At 66.1% G+C, this 23,118-nt stretch carries 21 protein-coding genes; 18 read left to right on the forward strand and 3 right to left on the reverse strand.

Annotated features, from left to right (window positions below; genetic code table 11):
* The 12 genes from CGX12_RS12990 to rraB all read left to right on the forward strand — a co-directional run.
* Nucleotides 1-730: UDP-N-acetylglucosamine--N-acetylmuramyl-(pentapeptide) pyrophosphoryl-undecaprenol N-acetylglucosamine transferase (locus tag CGX12_RS12990; protein WP_142995625.1), on the forward strand; the 730-nt coding region annotated here is incomplete at its 5' end.
* A 15-nt stretch (nucleotides 731-745) separates the two neighbouring features.
* Nucleotides 746-2,209, forward strand: coding sequence for a UDP-N-acetylmuramate--L-alanine ligase (gene murC / locus CGX12_RS12995; RefSeq protein WP_094040298.1), 1,464 nt, complete (start codon nucleotides 746-748; stop codon nucleotides 2,207-2,209).
* A complete protein-coding gene (locus CGX12_RS13000; RefSeq protein ID WP_094040299.1) occupies nucleotides 2,206-3,123 on the forward strand; it encodes a D-alanine--D-alanine ligase in 918 nt (305 codons plus the stop codon). The genes murC and CGX12_RS13000 overlap by 4 nt, the downstream gene beginning before the upstream one ends.
* A 1-nt stretch (nucleotide 3,124) precedes the next feature.
* Nucleotides 3,125-3,892 (forward strand): cell division protein FtsQ/DivIB, encoded by a 768-nt coding sequence (locus CGX12_RS13005; RefSeq protein WP_094040300.1) that lies wholly within the window; start codon nucleotides 3,125-3,127, stop codon nucleotides 3,890-3,892.
* Nucleotides 3,852-5,108 carry a cell division protein FtsA gene (ftsA, locus tag CGX12_RS13010; RefSeq protein WP_094040301.1) on the forward strand — a complete coding sequence of 419 codons (1,257 nt, stop codon included), beginning with the start codon at nucleotides 3,852-3,854 and terminating at the stop codon, nucleotides 5,106-5,108. The genes CGX12_RS13005 and ftsA overlap by 41 nt, the downstream gene beginning before the upstream one ends.
* A gap of 42 nt (nucleotides 5,109-5,150) precedes the next feature.
* Complete coding sequence (ftsZ, locus tag CGX12_RS13015; RefSeq protein WP_094040302.1) at nucleotides 5,151-6,290, forward strand: cell division protein FtsZ; 1,140 nt, start codon at nucleotides 5,151-5,153, stop codon at nucleotides 6,288-6,290.
* Nucleotides 6,291-6,387: 97 nt separating this feature from the next.
* Nucleotides 6,388-7,311 (forward strand): UDP-3-O-acyl-N-acetylglucosamine deacetylase, encoded by a 924-nt coding sequence (gene lpxC / locus CGX12_RS13020; protein ID WP_094040303.1) that lies wholly within the window; start codon nucleotides 6,388-6,390, stop codon nucleotides 7,309-7,311.
* Between the two features lie 68 nt (nucleotides 7,312-7,379).
* The gene (locus CGX12_RS13025; RefSeq protein ID WP_176442063.1) at nucleotides 7,380-8,225 is read left to right on the forward strand and encodes a M23 family metallopeptidase; all 846 of its coding nucleotides are present in this window, start codon (nucleotides 7,380-7,382) and stop codon (nucleotides 8,223-8,225) included.
* Nucleotides 8,226-8,279: 54 nt separating this feature from the next.
* Complete coding sequence (gene secA, locus CGX12_RS13030) at nucleotides 8,280-11,021, forward strand: preprotein translocase subunit SecA (RefSeq protein WP_094040305.1); 2,742 nt, start codon at nucleotides 8,280-8,282, stop codon at nucleotides 11,019-11,021.
* 165 nt (nucleotides 11,022-11,186) lie between these two features.
* Nucleotides 11,187-12,854 (forward strand): methyl-accepting chemotaxis protein, encoded by a 1,668-nt coding sequence (locus tag CGX12_RS13035; protein WP_094040306.1) that lies wholly within the window; start codon nucleotides 11,187-11,189, stop codon nucleotides 12,852-12,854.
* A gap of 116 nt (nucleotides 12,855-12,970) precedes the next feature.
* Nucleotides 12,971-13,690 carry a 1-acylglycerol-3-phosphate O-acyltransferase gene (locus CGX12_RS13040; protein WP_094040307.1) on the forward strand — a complete coding sequence of 240 codons (720 nt, stop codon included), beginning with the start codon at nucleotides 12,971-12,973 and terminating at the stop codon, nucleotides 13,688-13,690.
* A 159-nt stretch (nucleotides 13,691-13,849) separates the two neighbouring features.
* Nucleotides 13,850-14,194 (forward strand): ribonuclease E inhibitor RraB, encoded by a 345-nt coding sequence (gene rraB / locus CGX12_RS13045; protein WP_094040308.1) that lies wholly within the window; start codon nucleotides 13,850-13,852, stop codon nucleotides 14,192-14,194.
* Here rraB and CGX12_RS13050 read toward each other — a convergent pair whose 3' ends face one another.
* On the reverse strand, nucleotides 14,195-14,719 hold the full coding sequence (locus CGX12_RS13050) for a GNAT family N-acetyltransferase (protein WP_094040309.1): 525 nt from the start codon (nucleotides 14,717-14,719) through the stop codon (nucleotides 14,195-14,197).
* A gap of 140 nt (nucleotides 14,720-14,859) precedes the next feature.
* Between CGX12_RS13050 and CGX12_RS13055 the strand changes: the two genes are divergently transcribed.
* Both CGX12_RS13055 and CGX12_RS13060 read left to right on the forward strand, forming a co-directional pair.
* Nucleotides 14,860-17,127 (forward strand): DUF6351 family protein, encoded by a 2,268-nt coding sequence (locus tag CGX12_RS13055; RefSeq protein WP_094040310.1) that lies wholly within the window; start codon nucleotides 14,860-14,862, stop codon nucleotides 17,125-17,127.
* A gap of 32 nt (nucleotides 17,128-17,159) precedes the next feature.
* On the forward strand, nucleotides 17,160-17,567 hold the full coding sequence (locus tag CGX12_RS13060) for a hypothetical protein (protein ID WP_094040311.1): 408 nt from the start codon (nucleotides 17,160-17,162) through the stop codon (nucleotides 17,565-17,567).
* A gap of 2 nt (nucleotides 17,568-17,569) precedes the next feature.
* Here CGX12_RS13060 and CGX12_RS13065 read toward each other — a convergent pair whose 3' ends face one another.
* Nucleotides 17,570-18,382 (reverse strand): helix-turn-helix domain-containing protein, encoded by an 813-nt coding sequence (locus CGX12_RS13065; protein ID WP_094040312.1) that lies wholly within the window; start codon nucleotides 18,380-18,382, stop codon nucleotides 17,570-17,572.
* 353 nt (nucleotides 18,383-18,735) lie between these two features.
* Between CGX12_RS13065 and CGX12_RS13070 the strand changes: the two genes are divergently transcribed.
* The 4 genes from CGX12_RS13070 to ada all read left to right on the forward strand — a co-directional run bounded on the left by CGX12_RS13070 (nucleotide 18,736) and on the right by ada (nucleotide 22,723).
* A complete protein-coding gene (locus CGX12_RS13070) occupies nucleotides 18,736-20,133 on the forward strand; it encodes an aspartate ammonia-lyase (RefSeq protein WP_094040313.1) in 1,398 nt (465 codons plus the stop codon).
* Between the two features lies 1 nt (nucleotide 20,134).
* Nucleotides 20,135-21,145: a type I asparaginase gene (locus tag CGX12_RS13075; RefSeq protein WP_094040314.1), complete on the forward strand. Its 1,011-nt coding sequence runs from the start codon at nucleotides 20,135-20,137 to the stop codon at nucleotides 21,143-21,145.
* A 125-nt stretch (nucleotides 21,146-21,270) separates the two neighbouring features.
* A complete protein-coding gene (locus tag CGX12_RS13080; RefSeq protein WP_198401756.1) occupies nucleotides 21,271-21,498 on the forward strand; it encodes a YMGG-like glycine zipper-containing protein in 228 nt (75 codons plus the stop codon).
* 142 nt (nucleotides 21,499-21,640) lie between these two features.
* Nucleotides 21,641-22,723 carry a bifunctional DNA-binding transcriptional regulator/O6-methylguanine-DNA methyltransferase Ada gene (ada, locus tag CGX12_RS13085; RefSeq protein WP_094040316.1) on the forward strand — a complete coding sequence of 361 codons (1,083 nt, stop codon included), beginning with the start codon at nucleotides 21,641-21,643 and terminating at the stop codon, nucleotides 22,721-22,723.
* Between the two features lie 4 nt (nucleotides 22,724-22,727).
* Here the strand turns inward: ada and CGX12_RS13090 are convergent.
* Nucleotides 22,728-23,118: CAP domain-containing protein (locus CGX12_RS13090; protein WP_142995626.1), on the reverse strand; the 391-nt coding region annotated here is incomplete at its 5' end.

A 23,118-nucleotide genomic window follows, 5' to 3' on the forward strand; every position in this document is an offset into this window, starting at 1 on the left:
GGCGGGCATTCCCCTGGTGCTGCACGAGCAGAACGCGGCCGCCGGCCTGACCAACCGCCTGCTGGCGAAGTTTTCCCGGCGGGTGCTGATGGCCTTTCCCGGCGCCTTTGCCGAGGGCGACCACGCCCTGGTGGTGGGCAACCCGGTGCGCCCGGAGGTGGTGGCCCTGCCGGCGCCCGCCGAGCGCATCGATACCTCGCCCCAGCCGCTGCGGCTGCTGGTGGTGGGCGGCAGCCTGGGCGCCAGGGTGTTGAACGACACCCTGCCCGAGGCAGTGGCCCTGGCCGGCAACGTTCGGGTCCGGCACCAGACCGGCCGTGGCAATGCCGAGGCGGTGCGTGCGGCCTATGAGGCACGCGGCATCGAGGCCGAGGTGAGCGATTTTATCGACGACATGGCCGCCGCCTACGGCGAGGCCGATCTGGTGGTGTGCCGGGCGGGGGCGCTGACGGTGTCGGAAATCGCCGCCGCCGGCCTGGGCGCCATCTTCGTGCCGCTGCCCCATGCGGTGGACGATCACCAGACCAAGAATGCCCGCTCCCTGGCGGACCAGGGCGCGGCCCTGTTGCTGCCCCAGTCCGAGCTCAGCGCCGAGGGGCTGGCGGCGGAACTGATGCAACTGGCCGGCAACCGGGAACAGCTGCTGGCCATGGCCAGCCGGGCCCGGGCCCTGGCGATTACCGATGCGGCGGAGCGGGTGGCGGACTGCCTGCGCACGCTGGCGAAATAACACTGAGAGAATGGCATGACCAAGGTTGAACTGGCGAAACTGAGAAGCATCATCCCCGAAATGAGACGGGTGCGGCGTATCCACTTCATCGGCATCGGCGGTGCCGGTATGGGCGGTATTGCCGAGGTGCTGGCCAACGAGGGCTACGCCATTTCCGGCTCCGACATCGCCTACAACACCGTGACCGACCGGCTGGCGGCCATGGGCGCCACCATCTACCTGGGCCATGCCGCCGAACAGGTGGAAGAGGCCAGCGTGGTGGTGGTGTCCACCGCCATCAAGGCCGACAACCCCGAGCTGCTGGCGGCGCGGGAGCTGCGCATCCCGGTGGTGCGCCGGGCCGAGATGCTGGCCGAGCTGATGCGCTTCCGCCACGGGGTGGCGGTGGCCGGCACCCACGGCAAGACCACCACCACCAGCCTGGTGGCCAGCATCTACGGCGAGGCGGGCATGGATCCCACCTTCGTCATCGGCGGCCTGCTCAACAGCGCCGGCTGCAACGCCCGCCTGGGCAGCAGCCGTTATCTTATCGCCGAGGCGGACGAGAGCGATGCCTCCTTCCTGCACCTGCAGCCCATGGTGTCCATCGTCACCAATATCGAAGCCGACCACATGGATACCTACGGCGGCGACTTCAGCAAGCTGGAAGGCACCTTTATCGACTTCCTGCACAACCTGCCCTTCTACGGCCTGGCGGTGCTGTGCATCGACGATAACGTCATCCGCGGCCTGCTGCCCCGGGTGGCCCGCCAGTTCGTGACCTACGGTTTCGCCGAGGACGCCGACTACCGGGTGGAAGACTTCGCCCAACAGCAGGATCACAGCACCTTCAAGGTGTGCCGCCCCGACGGCAGCTGCCTGGACGTGCAGCTCAACCTGCCCGGCCGCCACAATGCCCAGAATGCGGCGGCGGCCATCGCCGTGGCCTGCGAGGACGGCATCGACGACGAGGCCATACTGGCGGCCCTGAAGAAGTTCGAAGGGGTGGGCCGGCGCTTCCAGCAGTACGGCGAGTTCGATACCGGGCGCGGCCGGGTCAAGCTGGTGGACGACTACGGCCATCACCCGAGCGAGGTACGCGCCACCCAGAACGCGGTACGGGCCGGCTGGCCCGAGCGCCGGCTGGTGACCATCTACCAGCCCCACCGCTACAGCCGGACCCGCGATCTGTACGAGGATTTTGTCGAGGTGCTGTCGAAAAGCGATGTGCTGATCCTGCTGGAGGTGTACAGTGCCGGCGAGGCGCCCATTCCCGGGGCCGACAGCCGGGCCCTGTGCCGCACCATCCGCAGCCGTGGCCAGCTGGAACCCATCTACGTGGCCAGCCCCGACGAGGTGCCCGCCGTGCTGGCGGATCTGTTGCAGGACGGTGACCTGGTACTGACCCAGGGCGCCGGCAACGTGGGCGGCCTGGCGCGCAAGCTCGGCCAACTCAAGTTATCCATAGCGGCGATGAAACAACAGGGGGAACAGCTATGAGTCAGTTCGGCAAGGTTGCGGTGTTGTACGGCGGGCGCTCCGCCGAGCGGGAAGTCTCCCTGCGTTCCGGCGCCGCCGTGCTGGCCGGCCTGGAGCGGGCCGGGGTGGATGCCCATGGCATCGACACCCGGGACTACCCGCTGTCCCGGCTGAAGGAAGATGGCTTCGAGCGGGCCTTTATCGTGGTGCACGGCCGGGGCGGGGAAGACGGCACCCTGCAGGGGGCGCTGGAACACCTGGGTATTCCCTACACCGGCTCCCGGGTGCTGGGCGCGGCGCTGGCCATGGACAAGATCCGCACCAAGCAGGTCTGGCAGGCCATGGGCCTGCCCACCGCCGAGTTTCGGGTGGTGCATAAAAACGACTTCAATCCGGGCGACGCGGCGGTGCTGCTGGCCCAGTTTCGCGGCCCCGTGTTCGTCAAGCCGTCCCACGAGGGCTCCAGCATCGGCATGACCAAGGCCACCGATGCCGCCACCCTGGCCGATGCCATCCAGGAAGCCTTCCGGTTCGACGACGAGGTGCTGATCGAGAGCTTTATCGAGGGCGACGAATACACCGTCAGCATCCTGGGCGAGCGCGCATTGCCGGCCATCCGGCTGCGCACGCCCCATGACTTTTACGACTACTCGGCCAAGTACCAGTCCGGCGATACCCAGTACCTCTGCCCCTGCGGCCTGAGCAAGGAGGATGAGCGGGAGCTGGGCGAGCTGTCCCTGGCGGCGTTCAGGGCGGTGGCCGCCAGCGGCTGGGGCCGGGTCGACCTGATGCGGGATCGCCAGGGCCAGTGGTGGCTGCTGGAGGTGAACACGGTGCCGGGCATGACCGAAACCAGCCTGGTGCCCAAGGCGGCGAAGGTGGCCGGCCTGTCCTTCGACCAGCTGGTGGTCAGGGTGCTGGAGATGGCGTACTGAAATGGCCACGGTCGCGACCCGTACCCGGCTGGAGTTCATCGGCGGCCTGGGCTTTTTCCTGGTGGTGCTGGCGGGCCTGTTGTGGGCCGGCGGGCACTTGCTGATGTGGATGACGGCGGCCAACCAGTTGCCGGTCAACCATCTGCTGATCCAGGGAGAGCACCGTTACCTGAGCCGGGATGAGGTGCGGGAGTCGGTGCTGGAGTTGCCCGAGGTGGGCAACTTCCTCACCCTGGAGGTGGACCGGGTACAGCAGCAGTTGCTGTCGCTGCCCTGGGTTTACCAGGTATCGGTGCGCAAGCAGTGGCCCGATACCCTGAGGGTCTATATCGTGGAGCAGCCGGTGGCGGCGTTGTGGAACCAGGACGCCATGGTCAACGCCCATGGCGAGATATTCAGGGCCGAACACGGCGAGCTGGAGCTGGTGTCCCTGTCCGGGCCGGACGACGAGGCCGGGCGGGTACTGGAGGAATACCGGTCCCTGCAGCGGTTCCTGCAACCGAGGGGCTACGAGATCGAGCGGGTCCATCTCACCCCCCGGCGTTCCTGGGAGCTGACCCTGACGGGCGGGGTGCGGCTGATCCTGGGGCGGGACGATATCGAGACCCGGTTGCAACGATTTATTGATGTCTACCCGGGCATCGTCGGGCGGGAACGGGTGGCCTACCTCGACCTGCGCTACGATACCGGGCTGGCAGTGGGATGGAAGCAGGACGAAGAGACTGATAATGACCAAGAGCGCGGAACGAAATCTGATCGTCGGGCTTGATATCGGCACGGCCAAGGTAACGGCCCTGGTGGGCGAAGTGCTGCCGGACGGCGACCTGAACATCATAGGTCTCGGCAGCCACTCCTCCAAGGGCATGGACAAGGGCGGCGTCAACGACCTGGAGTCGGTGGTCAAGTCGCTGAAACGGGCGGTGGACGAGGCGGAGATGATGGCGGACTGCCAGATCACCTCCGTCTACCTGGGCCTGTCGGGCAAGCACATCGAGTGCCGCAACGAGACCGGCATGGTGCCGGTGTCCGACGAGGAAGTGACCCAGGAAGACGTGGACAACGTCATCCACACCGCCAAGTCGGTGCGGCTGTCCGACGAGCACCGGGTGCTGCATGTGCTGCCCCAGGAGTTCTCCATCGATTTCCAGGAGGGGATCAAGAATCCCATCGGCCTGTCGGGGGTGCGCATGCACGCCAAGGTGCACCTGATCACCTGCCACAACGACATGGCGCGCAACATCGAAAAATGCGTGGAGCGGTTGGGCCTGCGAGTAGACCAGCTTATTTTCAGCGCCTTGGCATCCAGTTACGCGGTGCTGACCGACGATGAGAAAGAGCTGGGTGTATGCGTAGTCGACATCGGCGGCGGCACCATGGACATGGCGGTGTTCACCGGCGGCGCCCTGCGCCACACCAAGGTGATCCCCTATGCGGGCAGCACCGTCACCAGCGACATCGCCTATGCCTTCGGCACCCCGCCGCTGGATGCGGAAGCGATCAAGGTACGGCACGGCTGCGCCTTCAGCCGGCTGGTGAGCAAGGAAGACACCATAGAGGTGCCCAGCGTGGGCGGCCGCCCGGCCCGCAGCCTGCAGCGCCAGACCCTGGCCGAGGTGATCGAGCCCCGCTACAGCGAGCTGCTCGGCATGATCAACCAGGAACTGAGCAAGGTGCAGAGCGAACTGAAAAAGGCCGGGGTCAAGCACCAGCTGGCCGCCGGCCTGGTGCTTACCGGCGGGGCGGCCCAGATCGAGGGACTGGTGGAGTGCGCCGAGCAGATTTTCCAGTGCCAGGTGCGCATCGGCCAGCCGGGCGGGGTCAAGGGATTGTCGGATTACGTTGAGACACCGGTGTATTCCACCGCCGTGGGGCTGTTGCACTACGGCCGGGAACACCAGTCCATGCCTCAACAGGACTACAACAATAAGGCCAGCGTGACCGGGCTGTTGAAACGGGTCGGCAACTGGCTGCGTGGCGAATTTTAATCTTGGCAGGAATCAACCAAGAGCTAAAGCGGAGAGAGTCTTATGTTTGAACTGATGAATGATCACGAGCAGGAAGCCGTCATTAAGGTGGTGGGCGTGGGTGGCGGCGGCGGTAACGCCGTCGAGCACATGGTGCGCGAGAACCTGGAAGGCGTGGAATTCCTGGCCATCAATACCGATGCCCAGGCCCTGCGCAACTCCAGCGCCAGCACCACCCTGCAGGTCGGCAGCGCCATTACGAAAGGCCTGGGCGCGGGTGCCAATCCGGAAGTGGGCCGGGACGCGGCGCTGGAAGACAAGGACGCCATCCGCGACCTGTTGGACGGCGCCGACATGGTGTTTATCGCCGCCGGCATGGGTGGCGGTACCGGCACCGGCGCCGCGCCGGTGGTGGCGGAAGTGGCCAAGGAGCTGGGCATCCTCACGGTGGCGGTGGTGACCAAGCCCTTCGCCTTCGAAGGCAAGAAGCGCATGAACTACGCCCAGCAGGGCATCAACGAGCTGGCCAAGCACGTCGATTCGCTGATCACCATTCCCAACGACAAGCTGCTCAAGGTGCTGGGCCGCGGCATCTCCCTGCTGGACGCCTTCAAGGCCGCCAACAACGTGCTGCTGGGCGCGGTGCAGGGCATCGCCGAGCTGATCACCCGCCCCGGCCTCATCAACGTCGACTTCGCCGACGTGCGCACCGTGATGCGGGAGATGGGCACCGCCATGATGGGTACCGGCAGCGCCACCGGTGAAGACCGCGCCGAGGAAGCCGCCGAGAAGGCCATCTCCAGCCCGCTGCTGGAAGACGTGGATCTGGCCGGTGCCCGGGGCATACTGGTGAACATCACCGCCGGCCTCGACATGACCATCGAGGAGTTCGAAACCGTGGGCAACGCGGTCAAGGCCTTCGCCTCCGAGAACGCCACCGTGGTGGTGGGCACCGTCCTGGATCCGGAGATCACCGACGAACTGCGGGTGACCGTGGTGGCCACCGGCATCGGCGCCGAGCGCAAGCCCGACATCACCCTGGTGAAGTCCGGCTCCAGCCGTGACGACAACGGCATGCGCCGGATGGACAGCGTGCGGGAAGAGCAGGCGGGCAAGCTGGCGGTCAACGCCGACAGCACCCAGGCCAAGAGCGATCTGGACTACCTGGATATCCCGGCCTTCCTGCGCAAGCAGGCCGACTGAGAAAGGCTCTCAATTGGCGTAGGCGGATTATTGTGCTAGCATGTCTGACCATTTGAATTTGGTTCGGACCGGGCCTTTTTGACTTGCGGGTACCCCTATGATTAGACAACGAACCCTGAAAAATACCGTGCGGGCCACCGGAATCGGCCTGCATTCCGGGCACAAGGTGCAGATGACCTTCGTCCCTGCGCCGGCCAACACAGGTATCGTGTTTCGTCGTACCGATCTGGATCCCCAGGTGGAGATCCGGGCCGATGCCGCCCTGGTCAGGGACACCATGCTGTGCACCGCCCTGGTCAACGAGCAAGGCGTGCGGGTGTCGACCATAGAGCACCTGTCGGCGGCGCTGGCCGGCCTCGGCATCGACAACCTCTATATCGAGGTGGACGCGCCCGAGGTGCCGGTGATGGACGGCAGCTCCCATCCCTTCATCTACCTGCTGCAGTCCGGCGGCATCCGCGAGCTGAACGCGCTCAAGCGCTTCATCCGCGTCAAGCAGCCGGTACGGGTGGAAGACGGCGACAAGTGGGCGGAGTTCCGGCCTTACCGTGGCGGCTTCAAGATGGATCTGACCATCGACTTCAAGCACCCGGTGTTCGAAGGCCAGAGCCAGCACCTGGTGCTGGATTTTTCCGGCGCGGCCTTCGTCAAGGAGCTGAGCCGGGCCCGGACCTTCGGCTTTATGCGCGACATCGAGTACCTGCATTCCCAGAACCTGGCCCTGGGCGGCAGCCTGGAAAACGCCGTGGTGCTGGACGACTACAAGGTGCTGAACGAAGACGGCTTGCGCTATCCCAACGAGTTCGTCAAGCACAAGATGCTGGACGCCATCGGCGATCTCTACATGTGCAACCACAGCATCCTGGGCGAGTTCCGCGCCTACAAGACCGGCCACGCCCTGAACAACAGCCTGCTGCGGGCCTTGCTGGCCAACGCCGAGGCCTGGGAAATCGTGACCTTTGGCGAGCAGGGTGCCGAATCGCCGATCCGTTACTACGACAGCGCCTTCAGCCCCGCCTGACCTGCCCCGAACACGCCGGCATCTCTCCGCGCCGGCGTGTTTTGTTTTTTTCCTCCGTAGTGTAAATGATGACCAATCCCACTCTTGCCGTCGCGCCCTCGCGCCCCCTGTTCCACCGGTTTTTCATGGTGCTGGCGCTGTTGCAGCTGCCGCTGGCCCTCTACCTGTACAGCCAGTGGCAGAACACCCAGCAGCACAATCAACAGCTCGCCCGCCAGCTGGAGCAGCAGCAGCGCAGCCAGCAACTGCAGCTCAAGCGCATCGGCCAGCGCCTGGGCCAGCTGCAGGCGGAACTGGGCCAGTTGACGGCGGTCGGCCAGCGGCTGGTGAACGACTACGATCTGGGCGACGAAATCAGCCTGCAACGGCCGGATCCCAATCTGCTCAAGCGGCCCTTCAGCGGCTTTGCCGATCTGCACCAGGGCCTGGCCCGGCTGTCGGCGCAGTCCAGGGAGCAGGGCATGACCCTGGCCGCCCTTGAATCTCTGCTGCTCAATCTCCATATAAACGAAATTACCCGGATCCAGGGACATCCGGTGCCAGATGGCGGTGTTCGTCTCAGTTCCGGTTTCGGCCAGCGGCGGGATCCCTTCACCGGCCGCACCCGCTGGCACAAGGGCGTGGATTTTTCAGGTAAACTGGGGCAGCCGATCGCCGCCACCGCCGCCGGCGTGGTCAGCACGGTCGAGCATCACCCCGCCTTCGGCGGCCTGGTCGAAATCAACCATGGCCAGGGCTGGATCACCCGTTATGCCCATGTGGATACCAAGCTGGTCGAGGTGGGTGAATACGTGGAAAAGGGCCAGCATATCGCCCTGATGGGCCGGACCGGCCGGGCGACCGGGGTCCATTTGCATTACGAGGTACTGAAGGGGAACAAGCAGCTGGATCCGGCGCGCTTTCTGCCCAACTAGTTTTCGGCCCCGCCCGGGTGGGGCCTTGTCTTCCAACATCACTATTGGCCAAGCATGATTACCAAACTCTTCACCAAGATAATCGGTAGCCGTAACGACAGAACCCTCAAACGGTTGCGCAAAGTTGTCAATGAAATCAATGCCATGGAGCCCAAGTTCGAGGCCCTGTCCGATGCCGAGCTGCAGGCCAAGACCGCCGAGTTCCGCGCCCGTCTGGAGCAGGGGGAGACCCTGGAACAGTTGCTGCAGGAAGCCTTCGCCACGGTGCGCGAGGCCTCCAGGCGCGTGTTCGAGATGCGCCACTTCGACGTGCAGATGATCGGCGGCATGGTGCTGCACCACAACCAGATCGCGGAAATGAAAACCGGCGAGGGCAAGACCCTGACCGGGACCCTGCCGGTCTACCTCAACGCCCTGACCGGCCGCGGCGTGCACGTGGTGACGGTGAACGACTACCTGGCCCGCCGGGACGCCGAAGCCAACCGGCCGCTGTTCGAGTTCCTCGGCCTGACCGTGGGCTGCAACCTGCCGGGCATGGGCCACCAGGAAAAACGCGATGCCTACGCCTGCGACATCACCTACGGCACCAACAACGAATTCGGCTTCGACTACCTGCGCGACAACATGGCCTTCACCCCCCAGCAGCGGGTGCAGCGGCCGCTCTACTACGCCCTGGTGGACGAGGTGGATTCGGTATTGATCGACGAGGCCCGTACCCCGCTGATCATCTCCGGCCCGGCGGAAGACAGCTCCGAACTCTATATCCGCATCAACACCCTGATCCCCAAACTGGTCAGGCAGGACAAGGAAGACACCGAAGAATACACCGGCGACGGCCACTACACGGTGGACGAGAAGAACAAGCAAGCCCTGCTCACTGAAACCGGCCAGATCTTCGTGGAGGAAGAGCTCAAGCGCATGGGCCTGCTGGCGGAGGAGGACTCCCTGTTCTCCGCCGGCAACATAGTGCTGCTGGCCCACGTCAACGCCGGCCTGCGCGCCCATACCCTGTTCGAGCGCAACGTGGACTACATAGTGCAGGACAACGAGGTGATCATCGTCGACGAGCACACCGGCCGCACCATGCCGGGCCGGCGCTGGTCCGAGGGCCTGCACCAGGCGGTGGAGGCCAAGGAAGGGGTCAAGATCCAGAACGAGAACCAGACCCTGGCCTCCATCACCTTCCAGAACTATTTCCGCCTGTACGAGAAGCTGGCGGGCATGACCGGCACCGCCGATACCGAAGCTTTCGAGTTCCAGCATATCTACGGCCTGGAGACGGTGGTGATCCCCACCAACAAGCCGATGATCCGCAAGGACATGGGCGATCTGGTCTACCTGACCGCCGCCGAGAAGTACAAGGCCATCGTCGCCGACATCAAGGACTGCGTGGAGCGGGGCCAGCCGGTGCTGGTGGGCACCGTTTCCATCGAAAACTCCGAACTGCTGTCCCGCATCCTCAATCAGGAAGGCATCAAGCACCAGGTGCTCAACGCCAAGTTCCACGCCAGGGAAGCGGAAATCATCGCCCAGGCCGGCCGGGCCGGCACCGTGACCATCGCCACCAACATGGCGGGCCGGGGCACCGACATCGTGCTCGGCGGTAACTGGATGGCGGAGATCGAGGCCCTGGGCGAGGCGTCTCCCGAGCAGATTGCCGCCATCAAGGCCGACTGGCAGCGGCGCCACCAGGCGGTGATCAATGCCGGCGGCCTGCACATCATCGGCACCGAGCGCCACGAGTCCCGCCGTATCGACAACCAGCTGCGCGGCCGAGCCGGCCGTCAGGGCGATCCGGGTTCCAGCCGTTTCTACCTGTCGATGGAAGACGCCCTGATGCGGATTTTCGCCTCCGAGCGGGTCACCACCATGATGAAGAAGCTGGGCATGGAAGAGGGCGAAGCCATCGAGCACCCCTGGGTGACCCGGGCCATCGAAAACGCCCAGCGCAAGGTGGAAACCCGCAACTTCGATATCCGCAAGAACCTGCTGGAATTCGACGACGTGGCCAACGACCAGCGCAAGGTGGTGTACGAGCAGCGCAACGAATTGCTGGATTCCGGCGACATCAAGGAGACCATAGAGGTCATCCGCGACGACGTGCTGAGCGCCGTGGTCGACGAGTACATCCCGCCCCAGTCGCTGGAGGAAATGTGGGACGTGCCCGGGCTGGAGCAGCGGCTGAAGGGAGATTTCGCCCTGGATCTGCCGATTTCCGGCTGGCTGAAGCAGGACGAAAAACTGCACGACGAGCAGATCCGCGAGCGCATCCTGGCGGCGGCTTCCCAGGCTTACGCCGACAAGGAGGCGGTGGTGGGGGCGCCGGTGCTGCGCCAGTTCGAAACCTCGGTGATGCTGCAGACCCTGGACACCCTGTGGAAGGAGCACCTGGCGGCCATGGATCACCTGCGCCAGGGCATCCACCTGCGCGGCTACGCCCAGAAGAACCCCAAACAGGAATACAAGCGCGAGTCCTACGAGCTGTTCACCCAGTTGTTGGACAACCTCAAGCGGGAGGTGATCAGCATCCTCAGCCGGGTGCGGGTGCAGACCCAGGAAGAGGTGGAGGCGGCGGAGGCCAAGCGGCGCGAGGCGGCCGAACGTCTGCCCCAGAGCTACAGCCATGCCGAAGCGGAAAACCCGCTGGCCGACGGCCAGCCGGCCAGGGCGGCAAGCCCGCAGGCGGGGGCCGAGGCGGCGCCCTTCGTGCGCGACGGAGAGAAGACCGGCCGCAACGATCCCTGTCCCTGCGGCTCGGGCAAGAAATACAAGCAGTGCCACGGCAAGCTGAGCTGAGCCCGCACGCCCGTCAGAGAAGCCGCCTTCGGGCGGCTTTTTCATGTCCGCTCCCCGCCGGCCTCATCTGTATATTTCACTTTGGTTACAATTGGAGCATAATCGGGCAATATTATGTATCCAATATTGTTTACTTTTTTGTCTATCTGGGGTGGGAGAACAACAATGACGGGCGATTTGACCCTCAAGGGCATTATCCGGCTGATTTTCGGGGTGGTGCTGACCTTTGCGCTGGTGCTGGGCGGTGCCCTCTACCTGCTGCTGCAGTCCCAGCAGGGCGTTCAGCAGGCCCAGCAGAAGAAATTCGACTATTTCAACTCGGCCAACCTGCTGCGGATGATGTCCTCCGAATTGACCTCGCGTATTCGCAACCATGTGGCCACCGGCTCGGATCGGGAGCTGGCCGCTTACCACAATGTGCTGGCCATGACGGAGGGGAAGCGCCCCCGGGTCGATGGCCGAACCCTCTCCAACGAGCAGATGCTGCTGGGCATGGAGCTGACCTCCGAGGAGCTGGCGCTGCTGGAAAAGGGCCGCCAGGCCACCCTGGTCATGGCCCGGCTGGAGGATGAGGCGATCCGGCTGATGGTGGCCGGTCATGAGCAGGAGGCGCGGCTGAAGGTGTTCAGCAGCGCCTATGATCAGCAACGGGATTTGATGCTGGAATCGGTAAACCAGTTCATCACCCTGCTGCTGCACCGGCTGGACGCGGAGATCGCCGTCGCCGAGGCGCGCAACCGGCTGATGGTGACGGTGATGGTGGCCATGTCGCTGCTGCTGGTGGTACTCAGCCTGATCCTGGGCTGGACCCTGAGGCGCGCCGTGCTGCAGCCCCTGGGCGCCGAACCCGGCGAGATGGAGCGGGTGGCCAGTCATATCGCCGCGGGCGATCTCAGCCTGCGCTTCGCCTCGGGCACCCAGGGGGTCTATGGCAAGCTGCACCATATGACCGACAAGCTGCGTGAACTGATCGGCCAGATCAACCAGTCCAGCGCCAGCCTGGCCTCGGCGGCGGAGGAAACCTCGGCGGTGTCGCTGCAGACCAGCAGCAACCTGAGCCGCCAGCAGCAGGACACCGAACAGGTGGCCACCGCCATCAACCAGATGTCCGCCACCGTGCAGGAAGTGTCCCACAATACCGGCCAGGCGGCCGAATCCGCCCGTTCCGCTCACGAAGCGGCGGAGCAGGGCAAAAAGGTGGTGCAGCAGACGGTGGCCTCCATCAGCCGGCTGGCGGAGGACGTGGCGTCCACCGGCCAGGTGGTGCAGTCCCTGTCCGACAGCAGCACCCGGATAAGCTCGGTGGTGCAGGTGATCCAGGAGATTGCCGACAGAACCAACCTGCTGGCGCTGAACGCCGCCATCGAAGCGGCCCGGGCCGGCGAGCAGGGACGGGGATTCGCGGTGGTGGCCGAAGAGGTGCGCAACCTGGCGGCCCAGACCCAGCAGTCGTCCCAGGAGATAGTGGCCACCATCACCCGGCTGCAGGCGGACGCGGAGCAGGCCATGGCCGCGATGATCAATGGCCGCGGCCAGGCCGAGCAGACGGTGGCCCAGGCGCGGGAGGCGGAGCAGGCACTGGAGCTGATCAGCCGGGCGGTGCAGACCATTCACGACATGAACACCCAGATTGCCAGCGCCGTGGACGAGCAGGCGGCGGTGACCGAGGACATCAGCCGCAATATCTCCAATATCCACGCCATGGGCGGGGAGACCGCCGCCGGCGCCGATCAGACCGCCAGCGCCAGCCGCGAACTGGCCCAGCTGGCCGAGCAGTTGCAACTGGCGGTGCAGGGCTTCCGCCTGGAGCGGGGCGAGCCCGGATTGTCCTGAGCGGCACCGGCCGAGGTGGGTACGCCCGCCTCGGCCTGCCCCGACCAGGGCGGCCGGCCTTGTTCCCTCCGGGTCCCCTCAGTATACTGCTGCCTCTCTTAACGCGAGGTTCCTTCATGTTGAAGTTGCTGCGGCTGCTAGTGCTGGCCCTGGCCATGATAGTGGTCTTTGTACTGGGCACCCTGTTGTGCCTGCTGCGCCCCCGTCACCCCAACAACGTCTACCTGCTCGGCCGGCTGTTCCACAAGGCCTGTCCCCTGGTGGGGCTCAAGATCAGGATCCGCGGACTGGAACACGTCGCGGGGCTCGAGTCGGCGGTCTATATCGCCAACCACCAGAGCAACTGGGACATCATCGTCCACCCGGGGGTGGTGATGCCGCGTACCGTGGCCATCGGCAAGAAGGCGCTGTTCTGGATCCCCCTGTTCGGCCAGCTGTTCTGGCTGAGCGGCAACCTGCTGATCAACCGGGAAAACAAGGCCAAGGCCGCCGGCACCATAGGCACTGTGGTGGACAAGATCCGCCACAACCGCATGTCGATCTGGATGTTCCCCGAGGGGACCCGCAGCCAGGGCAAGGGCCTGCTGCCGTTCAAGACCGGCGCCTTCCATATCGCCCTGCAGGCCCGGGTGCCCATAGTTCCCATCGCCTGCTCCAGCTACTTCGGCCAGGTGGATCTGAACCGCTGGGACAACGGCGAGGTGCTGATCGATATTATGCCGCCCATCGATATCGAGCCGTACGAGCCGGCCCAGCTGCGCGAGTTGCTCAAGCACAGCCGCCAACTGATCGCCGAGCGCATCGAGGCGCTGGACAAGGAAGCGCGCCGTCCCTAAGAGCCTGTTTGAAATCTTTTGTACCTGGCCAAAGCGTGCTGCTCCGCCGACACGCCGTAACCCCCTCCCTGGGGGCTCCGCCGCGCCCTCCCTGGCGCGGAGGGTCGGCGGAGCCTCACCCTTTGTCCTCCCTAATGCTTTACGGCCCAGGAGCCCTCTATGAGTGAACAGCAAGACTGGCGGGAAGAAACCCGCGAGATAATCGCCTCCCTGCTGGAGGACGGCAGCAACCCGGATGCGGAATACAGCATAGAGCATCATTTCTCCGGCCAGGACTTCAACCGCCTGGAGAAGGCGGCGGTGGACTGCTTCAAGGCCGGCTTCGAGGTGACCGACGCCGAAGAGCTGACCCTGGAGCGGGGTCAGGTGCTGCTCTGCTTCGACGCCATCAAGGATGGTCCCCTGACCGAGGAGGCCATCATGGCCCAGGTGGCGCAGCTGCTGCCGATTGCCGAGAAATACGGCATCGACTACGACGGCTGGGGCACCTACTTCGAGGAGTGATCAGCCGAGGGGGCGCATCAGGGTGAGTTCGCAGTCGTGGTGGCCGGTATCGCCCAGCCGCTCACAGGGAGTGAACCCCAGGCGCCGGTAGAGCGCCAGCGCCTCTTCCAGGCAGGCGGTGGTTTCCAGGTAGCAGTACCGGTAGCCCAGCCGTCGGGCCTGATCCAGCACCTGCTGCGCCAACTGCCTGCCCAGCCCCAGGCCGCGGGCCGGGGCCGCCAGGTACATCTTCTGCAGCTCGCACACCCGCGGGTGGCCCGCCACCGGCCCCAGTCCGGCGCCGCCCAGCAGCTGTCCCGCTTCGTCCGTCACCACCCAGTAGCCCGCGCCGGGCTTGTCGTAGACCTCCGAGAGTCGGTCCAGATGGGGATCGGCCACGCTGAAGCCCCGGTCCGCGGTGAGGCCGTATTCGGCCGAGACGACGCGGATCAGGGCCGCCAGGGCGGCATCGTCCCGCCGCGCCAGGGGCCTGAGCCGCAGGCCCTGTCCGGGGCGGGAGACGAGCAAGGAAAGGGGATTGTCCATCGGTAACTCCTGTTGCTGGCATGGCGCCACCATAGCCGCTTTATAACGCCGTGCAAGGAGATTTTTATCGTGCCATGCCGGGTAGGCGGCGGCGCCATTGGCTAACCTTAATGCCAGGCAGGATAAAAAAGGAGAGCGCCATGGACCAGGCCCGCACCCTATCCCTGTTGGTGCCGCTGGCCCTCGTCGTCGCCCTGAGCGGGTGCGGCGAGATCCAGGCCCGGCTGGGCCGGCACCTGTTGCCGGAGCCGCCCGAGCTGGTGGTGGAGGCCCTGCCACCCGGCTACGATCCCGCCGCGCCCCGGGCGCCCTACGGCGGCCCCCACGCTTCCCTGGTTTCCCTGGATCTGTCCGCCTTCGACTTTCCCGTGCTCCCGGGCCAGGTGGGGCCGGTGGATACCTCCCTCGGCCCCCTGCAGTATCCCTTCGCCTGCAATACCGAGGATTCGGACCTGGGCCAGCCGCTGGTGGACAACCGGGAAGGCATCGGCATGCCGGTATTCGAGGAGCTGGACGGGGTCAAGGACAAGCGACGCCTGCTCGGGCACAGCAAGGACTGCCTGCTGCCGACCCGGGTGGATTACTACTACAAGGTGGAGGGACGGGACGACTTCAGGCCTTGGCCCGATGAGGACATACCGGAGGATCTGGCCTGGCTGGACTGGCGGGGCCAATCCATTCCCTTCGTGTTGCGGGTGGAGCGGGGCACCATCAACCGCTTCATCTACGTGATCGCCATGCTGGCGGATCCCGAGGCGCCGGTCACCGACACGCACAGTCCCTACTGGAATAAAAAGCTCATCTATCACTTCAAGGGCGGGGTGGGCATCGGCAAGCGCCAGGGGCGCATGAGCCTGGGCAGCATCGGCGGCCGGCTCGTCACCCAGCTGGCCCAGGGCTACGCCCTGGCCGGCTCCAGCGGCAACGTCACCAGCAACCACTACAACATGTGGCTGGCGGCCAACACCGCCGAGCTGGTCAAGGCCCAGTTCGAGGCACGTTACGGCAGGCCCGACTATACGGTGGGCATCGGCGGCTCGGGCGGGGCGGTGCAGCAGTACCTGATCGCCCAGAACAAGCCCGGCCTGCTCGACGCCCTCATTCCCCAGTACAGCTACCCGGACATGATCACCCAGAGCATCTGGGCCCTGGACTGCGAGCTGCTGGAGTACTATTTCGACGTGACCGCCCGGGACAACCAGCGCTGGCAGGTGCAGGAAAACCGGGGCCTGGTGATGGGCGTGGCGGCCAGCAGCGAGGTGGAGCACGAGTTCAAGAAATACTACCGCTGGGCGCGGATGGCCGGCCTCGGCCTGCGCCTGCCCGGCCTGCCGCCGGGGGCGACCGAGTGCTCCAAGAGCTGGCGCGGGCTGGCCCCCCTGACCAACAACCCCCACTATTCCCACCGGGCCCATCATTACGCGCCGGCGGTGGCCAGGCAGGAACGTTTCAGCCACTGGCACGATCTGGCCCATGTCTACGGGGTGGGGGAGGACGGCTATGCCCACCGTACCCACGACAACACCGGCGTCCAGTATGGCCTGGATGCCCTGGTGCGGGGGCAGATCAGCCCGGCCGAGTTCTTCCACCTGAACGCCAATATCGGCAGCTGGAAGGCGCCGAAAGACATGGCCCAGGAAAAACTCTGGGTGCTGACCGGGGATGACAGCCTGGCGGACGTATCCATCTGGAGCGATCACAACATGCAGAAGACCCCGGGCAGCCCGGTGCCGCTGCGGGTCTTCGCGCGCAACCAGGTGGATCTGGTCAAGACGGCGCCCCGTAGCCGGGGGCACCTGGCCGCCATCGCCGCCGCCTACCGTTCCGGCCATGTGTTCCTGGGCGATATCGACATACCGGTGATCGACCTGCGCCACTATCTGGACAACGAGCTCGACATGCACCATTCCTACGCCACCCTGTCGTCCTGGTTGCGGATCAGGGCGGCCCGGGGCAACACCGACAATCTGGTGATCTGGCAGAGCGGCAAGCCCTACAACCCCAGCGACAAGGCCTTCGAGGTACTGGATGAATGGCTGACCACGGGGCAAAGGCCGGCCTCGGCCCGGGATGCCTGCTGGACCGACACCGGCGAGCTGATCGCCGAGGGCGAGCATGTGTGGAACGGCGCCTGGCGGGGGGATGCGAGCACCGGCGCCTGCCTGGCCCATTACCCCCCCTACCGATCGCCGCGCAACGTGGCGGGCGCGCCCCTGACCGGCGAGCTGTTCAAGTGCGCCCTGGTGCCGGTGAGCGAGGCGCTCATCCGGGGCTTTTATGGCGGGCTCGACATGCGCCCCCACCTGGCCATGCTGGAAAAGGTGTTCCCCGAAGGGGTGTGCGACTACAGCCGGGGCGATGTGGCGCGCCCGTCGAACGCTGAGCTGGGGCTGGCGCCCGTGCTATAGTGGCGTCATGCAACAAGCCGGAGAGCACGAGAGTGGAGCAAAGCGAAGACGCGCACGCCCTGCTGTGGGACGAATACAAATACCGCCACGATCATATCTGGAAGAAGCTGTTCCAGATCACCATCGCCGTGGTGCTGCTGGGGGCCGTGCCCTACCTCAAGCCCGACATCACCCGGGTGCTGCAGGGCTGGATCCTGATCGCCCCCCTGCTGGGCACGGTATTATCCCTGATCACCCTGTTCCTGATGCACTTCGAACTGGGGCTGTTCGCCAGGATCGCCGCCGCCCACCGCCGGCACCAGGAGGAGACTGGCCTGATCCGCCACAGCCCCCATCACTATTTCCGCTACCTGGTGATGATCTACGTGGCCTTCCTGTTCCTGGTCAGCCTGGCCAACGTGGCCGTGGTACGGCTGCTGTGGCTGGGGCAGGTGGCCTGACATCAGAAACAGTGGCGGGCACGGAAGTGATGTTCTCCCGGCGCCATCTCGTTGCGGATGGCGGCAAGCACGGCCGGCGAGATCTGGCCGCCGTCCGCCTCGAAGGTACTGCACAGCCTGAGGGTGCGGCGGATGTCCACCCGGTGGCCCAGGTATTCGAACACCACCCGGGTGCAGCTGGGAATGCGCTCGCCGCTGGCCGAGGCCCCCAGGCGCAGGCCGCTGAGCCGGCCCACCCGGCTCTTGAAGGTAGGGATGAGAATGGTCTGGGTCAGCTGGTTGCAGGTCAGCGACTCGTAGTCCACCAGGAAGATGCGATCCGCCAGCAGGTGGGCCATGCCCAGATATTTGCTGTGGTAGACCCGCTCGCCGGGGCTTTGCTGCAGCCGCTCGGTGCGCTGGTAGTAGACGCGGCCGTCCCGCTTCTCCAGGCACACCAGGTTGCGCAGTATCTTGCCCGGAAAGGCCATGGAATAGTGGTATTCGAAGTAGTAGCCCAGGTACTTGTCGAGCCCCTGGGAGTTGGCCTGCAGCAGATCCAGGTGGCGGTATTCCGGATGTTCCTCCGCCTCTTCCCGCGGCCGGGGCCGCACCTGGATCAGCAGCTCGAACTGGCTGTGGGGCATCAGGATCTCGTGTTCCTCCACCCCGAAGAAGTCGCACAACCGGCGCAGGCTGTGGGCCGAGGGCTTGTAGCGCCCGCTCAGGTAGCGATTGAACTGGGGCCGGTTGACCTTGAGCTTGCGGCACACCTCGGCCACCGACTTGTAGTAGCTGCACAGCAGGCGCAGGTTCTTGGCGAAATCGTGATGCATAGGGACTCCGGGAAAACTGCGCCCAGTGTACCCAAAGTCGGTTTCCTGCAACAGAGTGCGCCTGTATCTGATTGATGCAGCCAGTGCGCCAGACAGCGCCACTTTGCTACAGGGCGCCAAATTCCCCGTCAGCCCCCCTTGTTGCTGTAATAACGCCAACAGATGAACCTGTGCGAACGCGCTCAGGCACCGGAAGGCACAGCACGCCGACACGCTGTGAATACATCCCTGTACGCTCGCACATGCCATCCATGGCATGTGACGGTCGGCTTAGCTGTATCCTTCCGTTGCCTGTTCGGGATCCCGGTCGTCTGACTCGTCAAACAACAGTGCAAGCCGGTGGGAGAAGCCAAATGCAAACACGTACCGAATACGATCTTCTGGGCGAACAACAGGTGCCGGCCGAGGCCTGGTACGGTATCCAGACCCAGCGCGCCAAGCAGAACTTCAACATCACCGGTGTGCCCATCAGCCACTTCCCCGAACTGATCCGGGCCCTGGCCATGGTCAAGGCCGCCGCCGCCCGCGCCAACCACCAGCTCGGCCTGCTGCCCGGCCACAAGGCCGAGGCCATCGAGGCCGCCTGTGCCGACATCATCCGTGGCGAGCTGCACGACCAGTTTATCGTGGATCTGATCCAGGGCGGGGCCGGCACCTCCACCAACATGAACGCCAACGAGGTGATCGCCAACCTGGCCCTGAGCAAGCTGGGGCACGAGCGCGGCCGGTACAAGGAGCTGCACCCCAACAACGACGTCAACCGCTCCCAGTCCACCAACGACGCCTATCCCACCGCCGCCCGCCTGGCCATCGTGTTCGCCGCCCAGCCGCTGAAGGAAGCCATTGCCGGCCTGCAGCACAGCCTGGCCGACAAGGGCCGTGAGTTCGCCCATATCCTCAAGATGGGCCGCACCCAGCTGCAGGACGCCGTGCCCATGACCCTGGGGCAGGAGTTCGAGGCCTTCGCCGTCAACCTGGGCGAGGAAGAGGCGCGCATCGACGACGCCTGCCGCCTGCTGTGCGAGGTCAACCTGGGCGGCACCGCCATCGGCACCGGCATCAACGCCCATCCGCGCTACGCCCGGCTGGCGGTGAACGAGCTGGCCGACATCGCCGAGCTGCCGGTGAGCCTGGCCGGCAACCTGGTGGAAGCCACCTCCGACATGGGCGCCTTCGTCACCTTCTCCAGCGTGCTCAAGCGGCTGGCGGTGAAGCTGTCCAAGCTCAGCAACGACCTGCGCCTGCTGTCCAGCGGCCCGCGCACCGGCCTGGGCGAGATCAGCCTGCCGGCCATGCAGCCCGGCTCCTCCATCATGCCCGGCAAGGTCAACCCGGTGATCCCCGAGGCCATGAACCAGACCGCCTTCCAGGTGATGGGCGCCGACCTGGCGGTGACCCTGGCGGCCGAGGCCGGCCAGCTGCAGCTCAACGCCATGGAGCCGCTGATCATCTACAACCTGCTCAACAGCTGCCGCATGCTGGGCGAGGCCATCCGCATGCTGGACGAGCGCTGCGTGCGCGGCATCGAGGCCAACGAAGCCCAGTGCGCCAGCCATGTGGCGAACAGCATCGGCATCGTCACCGCCCTGGTACCCCATATCGGCTACGACAACGCCAGCCGTATCGCCGGCCAGGCGCTGCTGAGCGGGGCCGGGGTGGCCGAGCTGGTGCAGAAGGAAGGGCTCTTGAGCGAGGCGCAACTGGCCGCCATCCTGAGCCCGGCGGCCATGGTGGCGCCGGTGGAGGCCTGAGATGGGACGGGTACTGATACTGCATACCGGCGGCACCATCGGCTGCCGGGCCTCCAGCGAGGGACACAAGCCGGATCCGGAGTTCGCCCGGCTGCTGCGCCGGCGGCTGGCGGACAGCGGCGAGCCGGAACTGCCCGAGTTCGACGTGATCGAGCTGCACCAGTTGATCGACAGCGCCAACCTGACCCCGGCCCACTGGGCCCAGATCGCCGGCCTGCTGGTGATCCACTGGCAGGACTACGACGGCTTCCTGGTGCTGCACGGCACCGACACCATGGCCTACAGCGCGGCGGCGCTGTCCTTTATGCTGCCGGGGCAGGACAAGCCGGTGATCTTCACCGGCTCCCAGATCCCCCTGTCCGAGCGACGCAGCGACGGCCTGGACAACGTCATCAACGGCTTGCACCTGTGCCAGCGGCCGGGGCTGGCCGAGGTGTGCATCTATTTCAACGGCCGGCTGCTGCGGGGCAACCGCACCACCAAGCTCAAGGCCACCGAGCTGGACGCCTTCGCCTCGCCCAACCATCCCCCCCTGGGGGTGGCCGGCATCCGCCTGGAGCCGGAGGCGGGCCTGCTGCTGCCGCCGACGCCGCTGTGCTTCCGCATTCCCGAGTTCGACCCCGAGGCGGTGACGGTGCTCAGCCTCTACCCGGGCATCAGCGCCCGGGCCGCCCGTGCCCTGCTCGACGACGAGCGGGTACGCGGCGCCGTCATGCTGAGCTTCGGGGTGGGCAATCCGCCCGACGCCAACACCGAACTGATGCAGGTGCTGGCAGCGGCGGTGGAACGGGGGCAGGTCATCGTCAACCGCACCCACTGCCTCTACGGCAAGGTGGATCAGGGCACCTATGCCACCGGCAACAGTCTAAACCGTATCGGCGTGATCCCCGGCGGCGACCTGACCCTGGAGGCGGCCTTCGCCAAGCTGCACTACCTGCTGGCGATGGAAACCGATCCCGGGCGGGTGCGCGAGCTGATGCGCCGGCCCCTGCGCGGCGAGATGAGCGCCTGAGCGACAGCAGTCTGCGCAGGGCGCGACCGGCGGCTGGGCGTCCGGGTCTCCGGCGGATACAATCAGGATAAGGGGCCGGTACCCGGGTGCCGGCGGGGCGAACAGACAGAGCCGAGGTAATGACCATGACCATCAAGACGAAACTGACGGGCGGCGCCCTCGCCGCCGTCCTGCTGCTGGGCCTGTCGGCCTGCGCCAGCATGTCCGAACGGGAACGCAACACCGCCATCGGCGCCGGCGTCGGTGGCGTGGCCGGCTCCGTGCTGACCGGCGGCAGCACCACAGGTACCATTGGCGGCGCCGTGGTGGGCGGGGTGATCGGCAACCAGATCGAGACCAAGGACAAGAAGTAATACCCACACCGGCATGGCGGGGCCCCGCCATGCCGCCTCTTTCCTCCACGCCCGGCGGGCGGATTCCAGCGCAAGAATCGGGGTGCCGGGCGGCGTCGACGGAGCTACAGTAAGGCCATTATCCCGCACCGAGGACCCGCCCATGAGCCGCCGCCATGCCGAAAACGCCGCACACATCATCCAGGATCCCCGCTGGGCCCAGGTAGAGGCCCGGGATCCGGCCGCCGACGGCCGTTTCTGCTACGGAGTGATCACCACCGGCGTCTACTGCCGTCCCTCCTGCCCGTCGCGCCGGGCCCGGCCCGAGCACATCCGTTTCTATGACTCGGCCATGGCGGCCGAGGCGGCGGGGTTCCGGCCCTGCCGGCGTTGCCGCCCAGAGCAGGCCGACCCGGGCGGCCGGCAGGCGCTGATCACGGCCCTGTGCCGCCATATCGAGCAGGCGGACCATAGCCCCACCCTGGCCGAACTGTCGGCCAGGGTGGGGCTCAGCCCCGGGCATCTGCAGCGCTTGTTCAAGGCCGGTACCGGGCTCAGCCCCAGGGCCTATGCCCAGGCCTGCCGGGCGGAGCGGGTGCGGCGGGCGCTGGCGCGGGAGCGGAGCGTGACCGAGGCCATCTTCGAGGCCGGCTACGGCGCCGGCAGCCGTTTCTACGAAGAAGCCGACCAGCTGCTGGGCATGCCCCCCGGGCGCTACCGCGCCGGCGGGGCCGGTACCGAGATCCGCTTCGCCGTCGGCCAGTGCAGCCTGGGGGCCATACTGGTGGCCATGAGCGACAAGGGCATCTGCGCCATCCTGCTGGGGGACGATGCCGAGGCCCTGCTGCGGGAGTTGCAGGAGCGTTTTCCCGCCGCCCGGCTGATCGGTGGCGAGACGGGGTTCGAGCAGTGGGTGGCCCGGGTGGTGGGCCTGGTGGAATGTCCCCGTCAGGGGCAGGATCTGCCGCTCGATATCCGCGGCACCGTCTTTCAGCAGAAGGTCTGGCAGGCCCTGCGGCAGATACCGGCGGGGGCGACCATCAGCTACGCCGAGCTGGCCCGGCGCATCGGCCAGCCGCGGGCGGTGCGGGCCGTGGCCGGGGCCTGCGCCGCCAATGCCCTGGCGGTGGCCATTCCCTGCCACCGGGTGGTGCGCACCGACGGCGGCTTGTCCGGCTACCGCTGGGGCATCGCCCGCAAGCGGCAACTGCTGGCGCGGGAGGCGGAGCCTGCAGAAGAGGGTTGAGCCATCAGTAGGCCCTTTCTCCCAGGTAGTTGCCGGGCGGGTAGTAGTTGCACACCAGTATCAGGTTGTTGCCGCAGCTGGATGTGGCGCAGCCCAGCTCCCGGGTGGAAGGCCAGACCATCTGGGTGTAGTGGCCCACCACCGGCGCCAGCGCCCGGGTCAGGGGCTGGCCCCGGTAGTCGCGTTTTTCTTCCTCCCAGGCCCTGACCCCGTCCAGCTCGTCATAGAACCCCAGGGTGCCCAAGAAGAGGTTTTCGCCAAAGCCCGAGCCCTGGCTGTGCTCCAGGGTGCAGCGCCGGGCCAGTACCCCGGCCCAGCGTTCGGCCTGTTCGGTGGCGCGCGCCGAGGTGGGGGCGGCGTTGTGGGCCGCCAGCAGCGCCCGGCGCTGGTCCTGG

It is taken from the genome of Zobellella denitrificans, assembly GCF_002237365.1.
GTDB lineage: Bacteria > Pseudomonadota > Gammaproteobacteria > Enterobacterales > Aeromonadaceae > Oceanimonas > Oceanimonas denitrificans.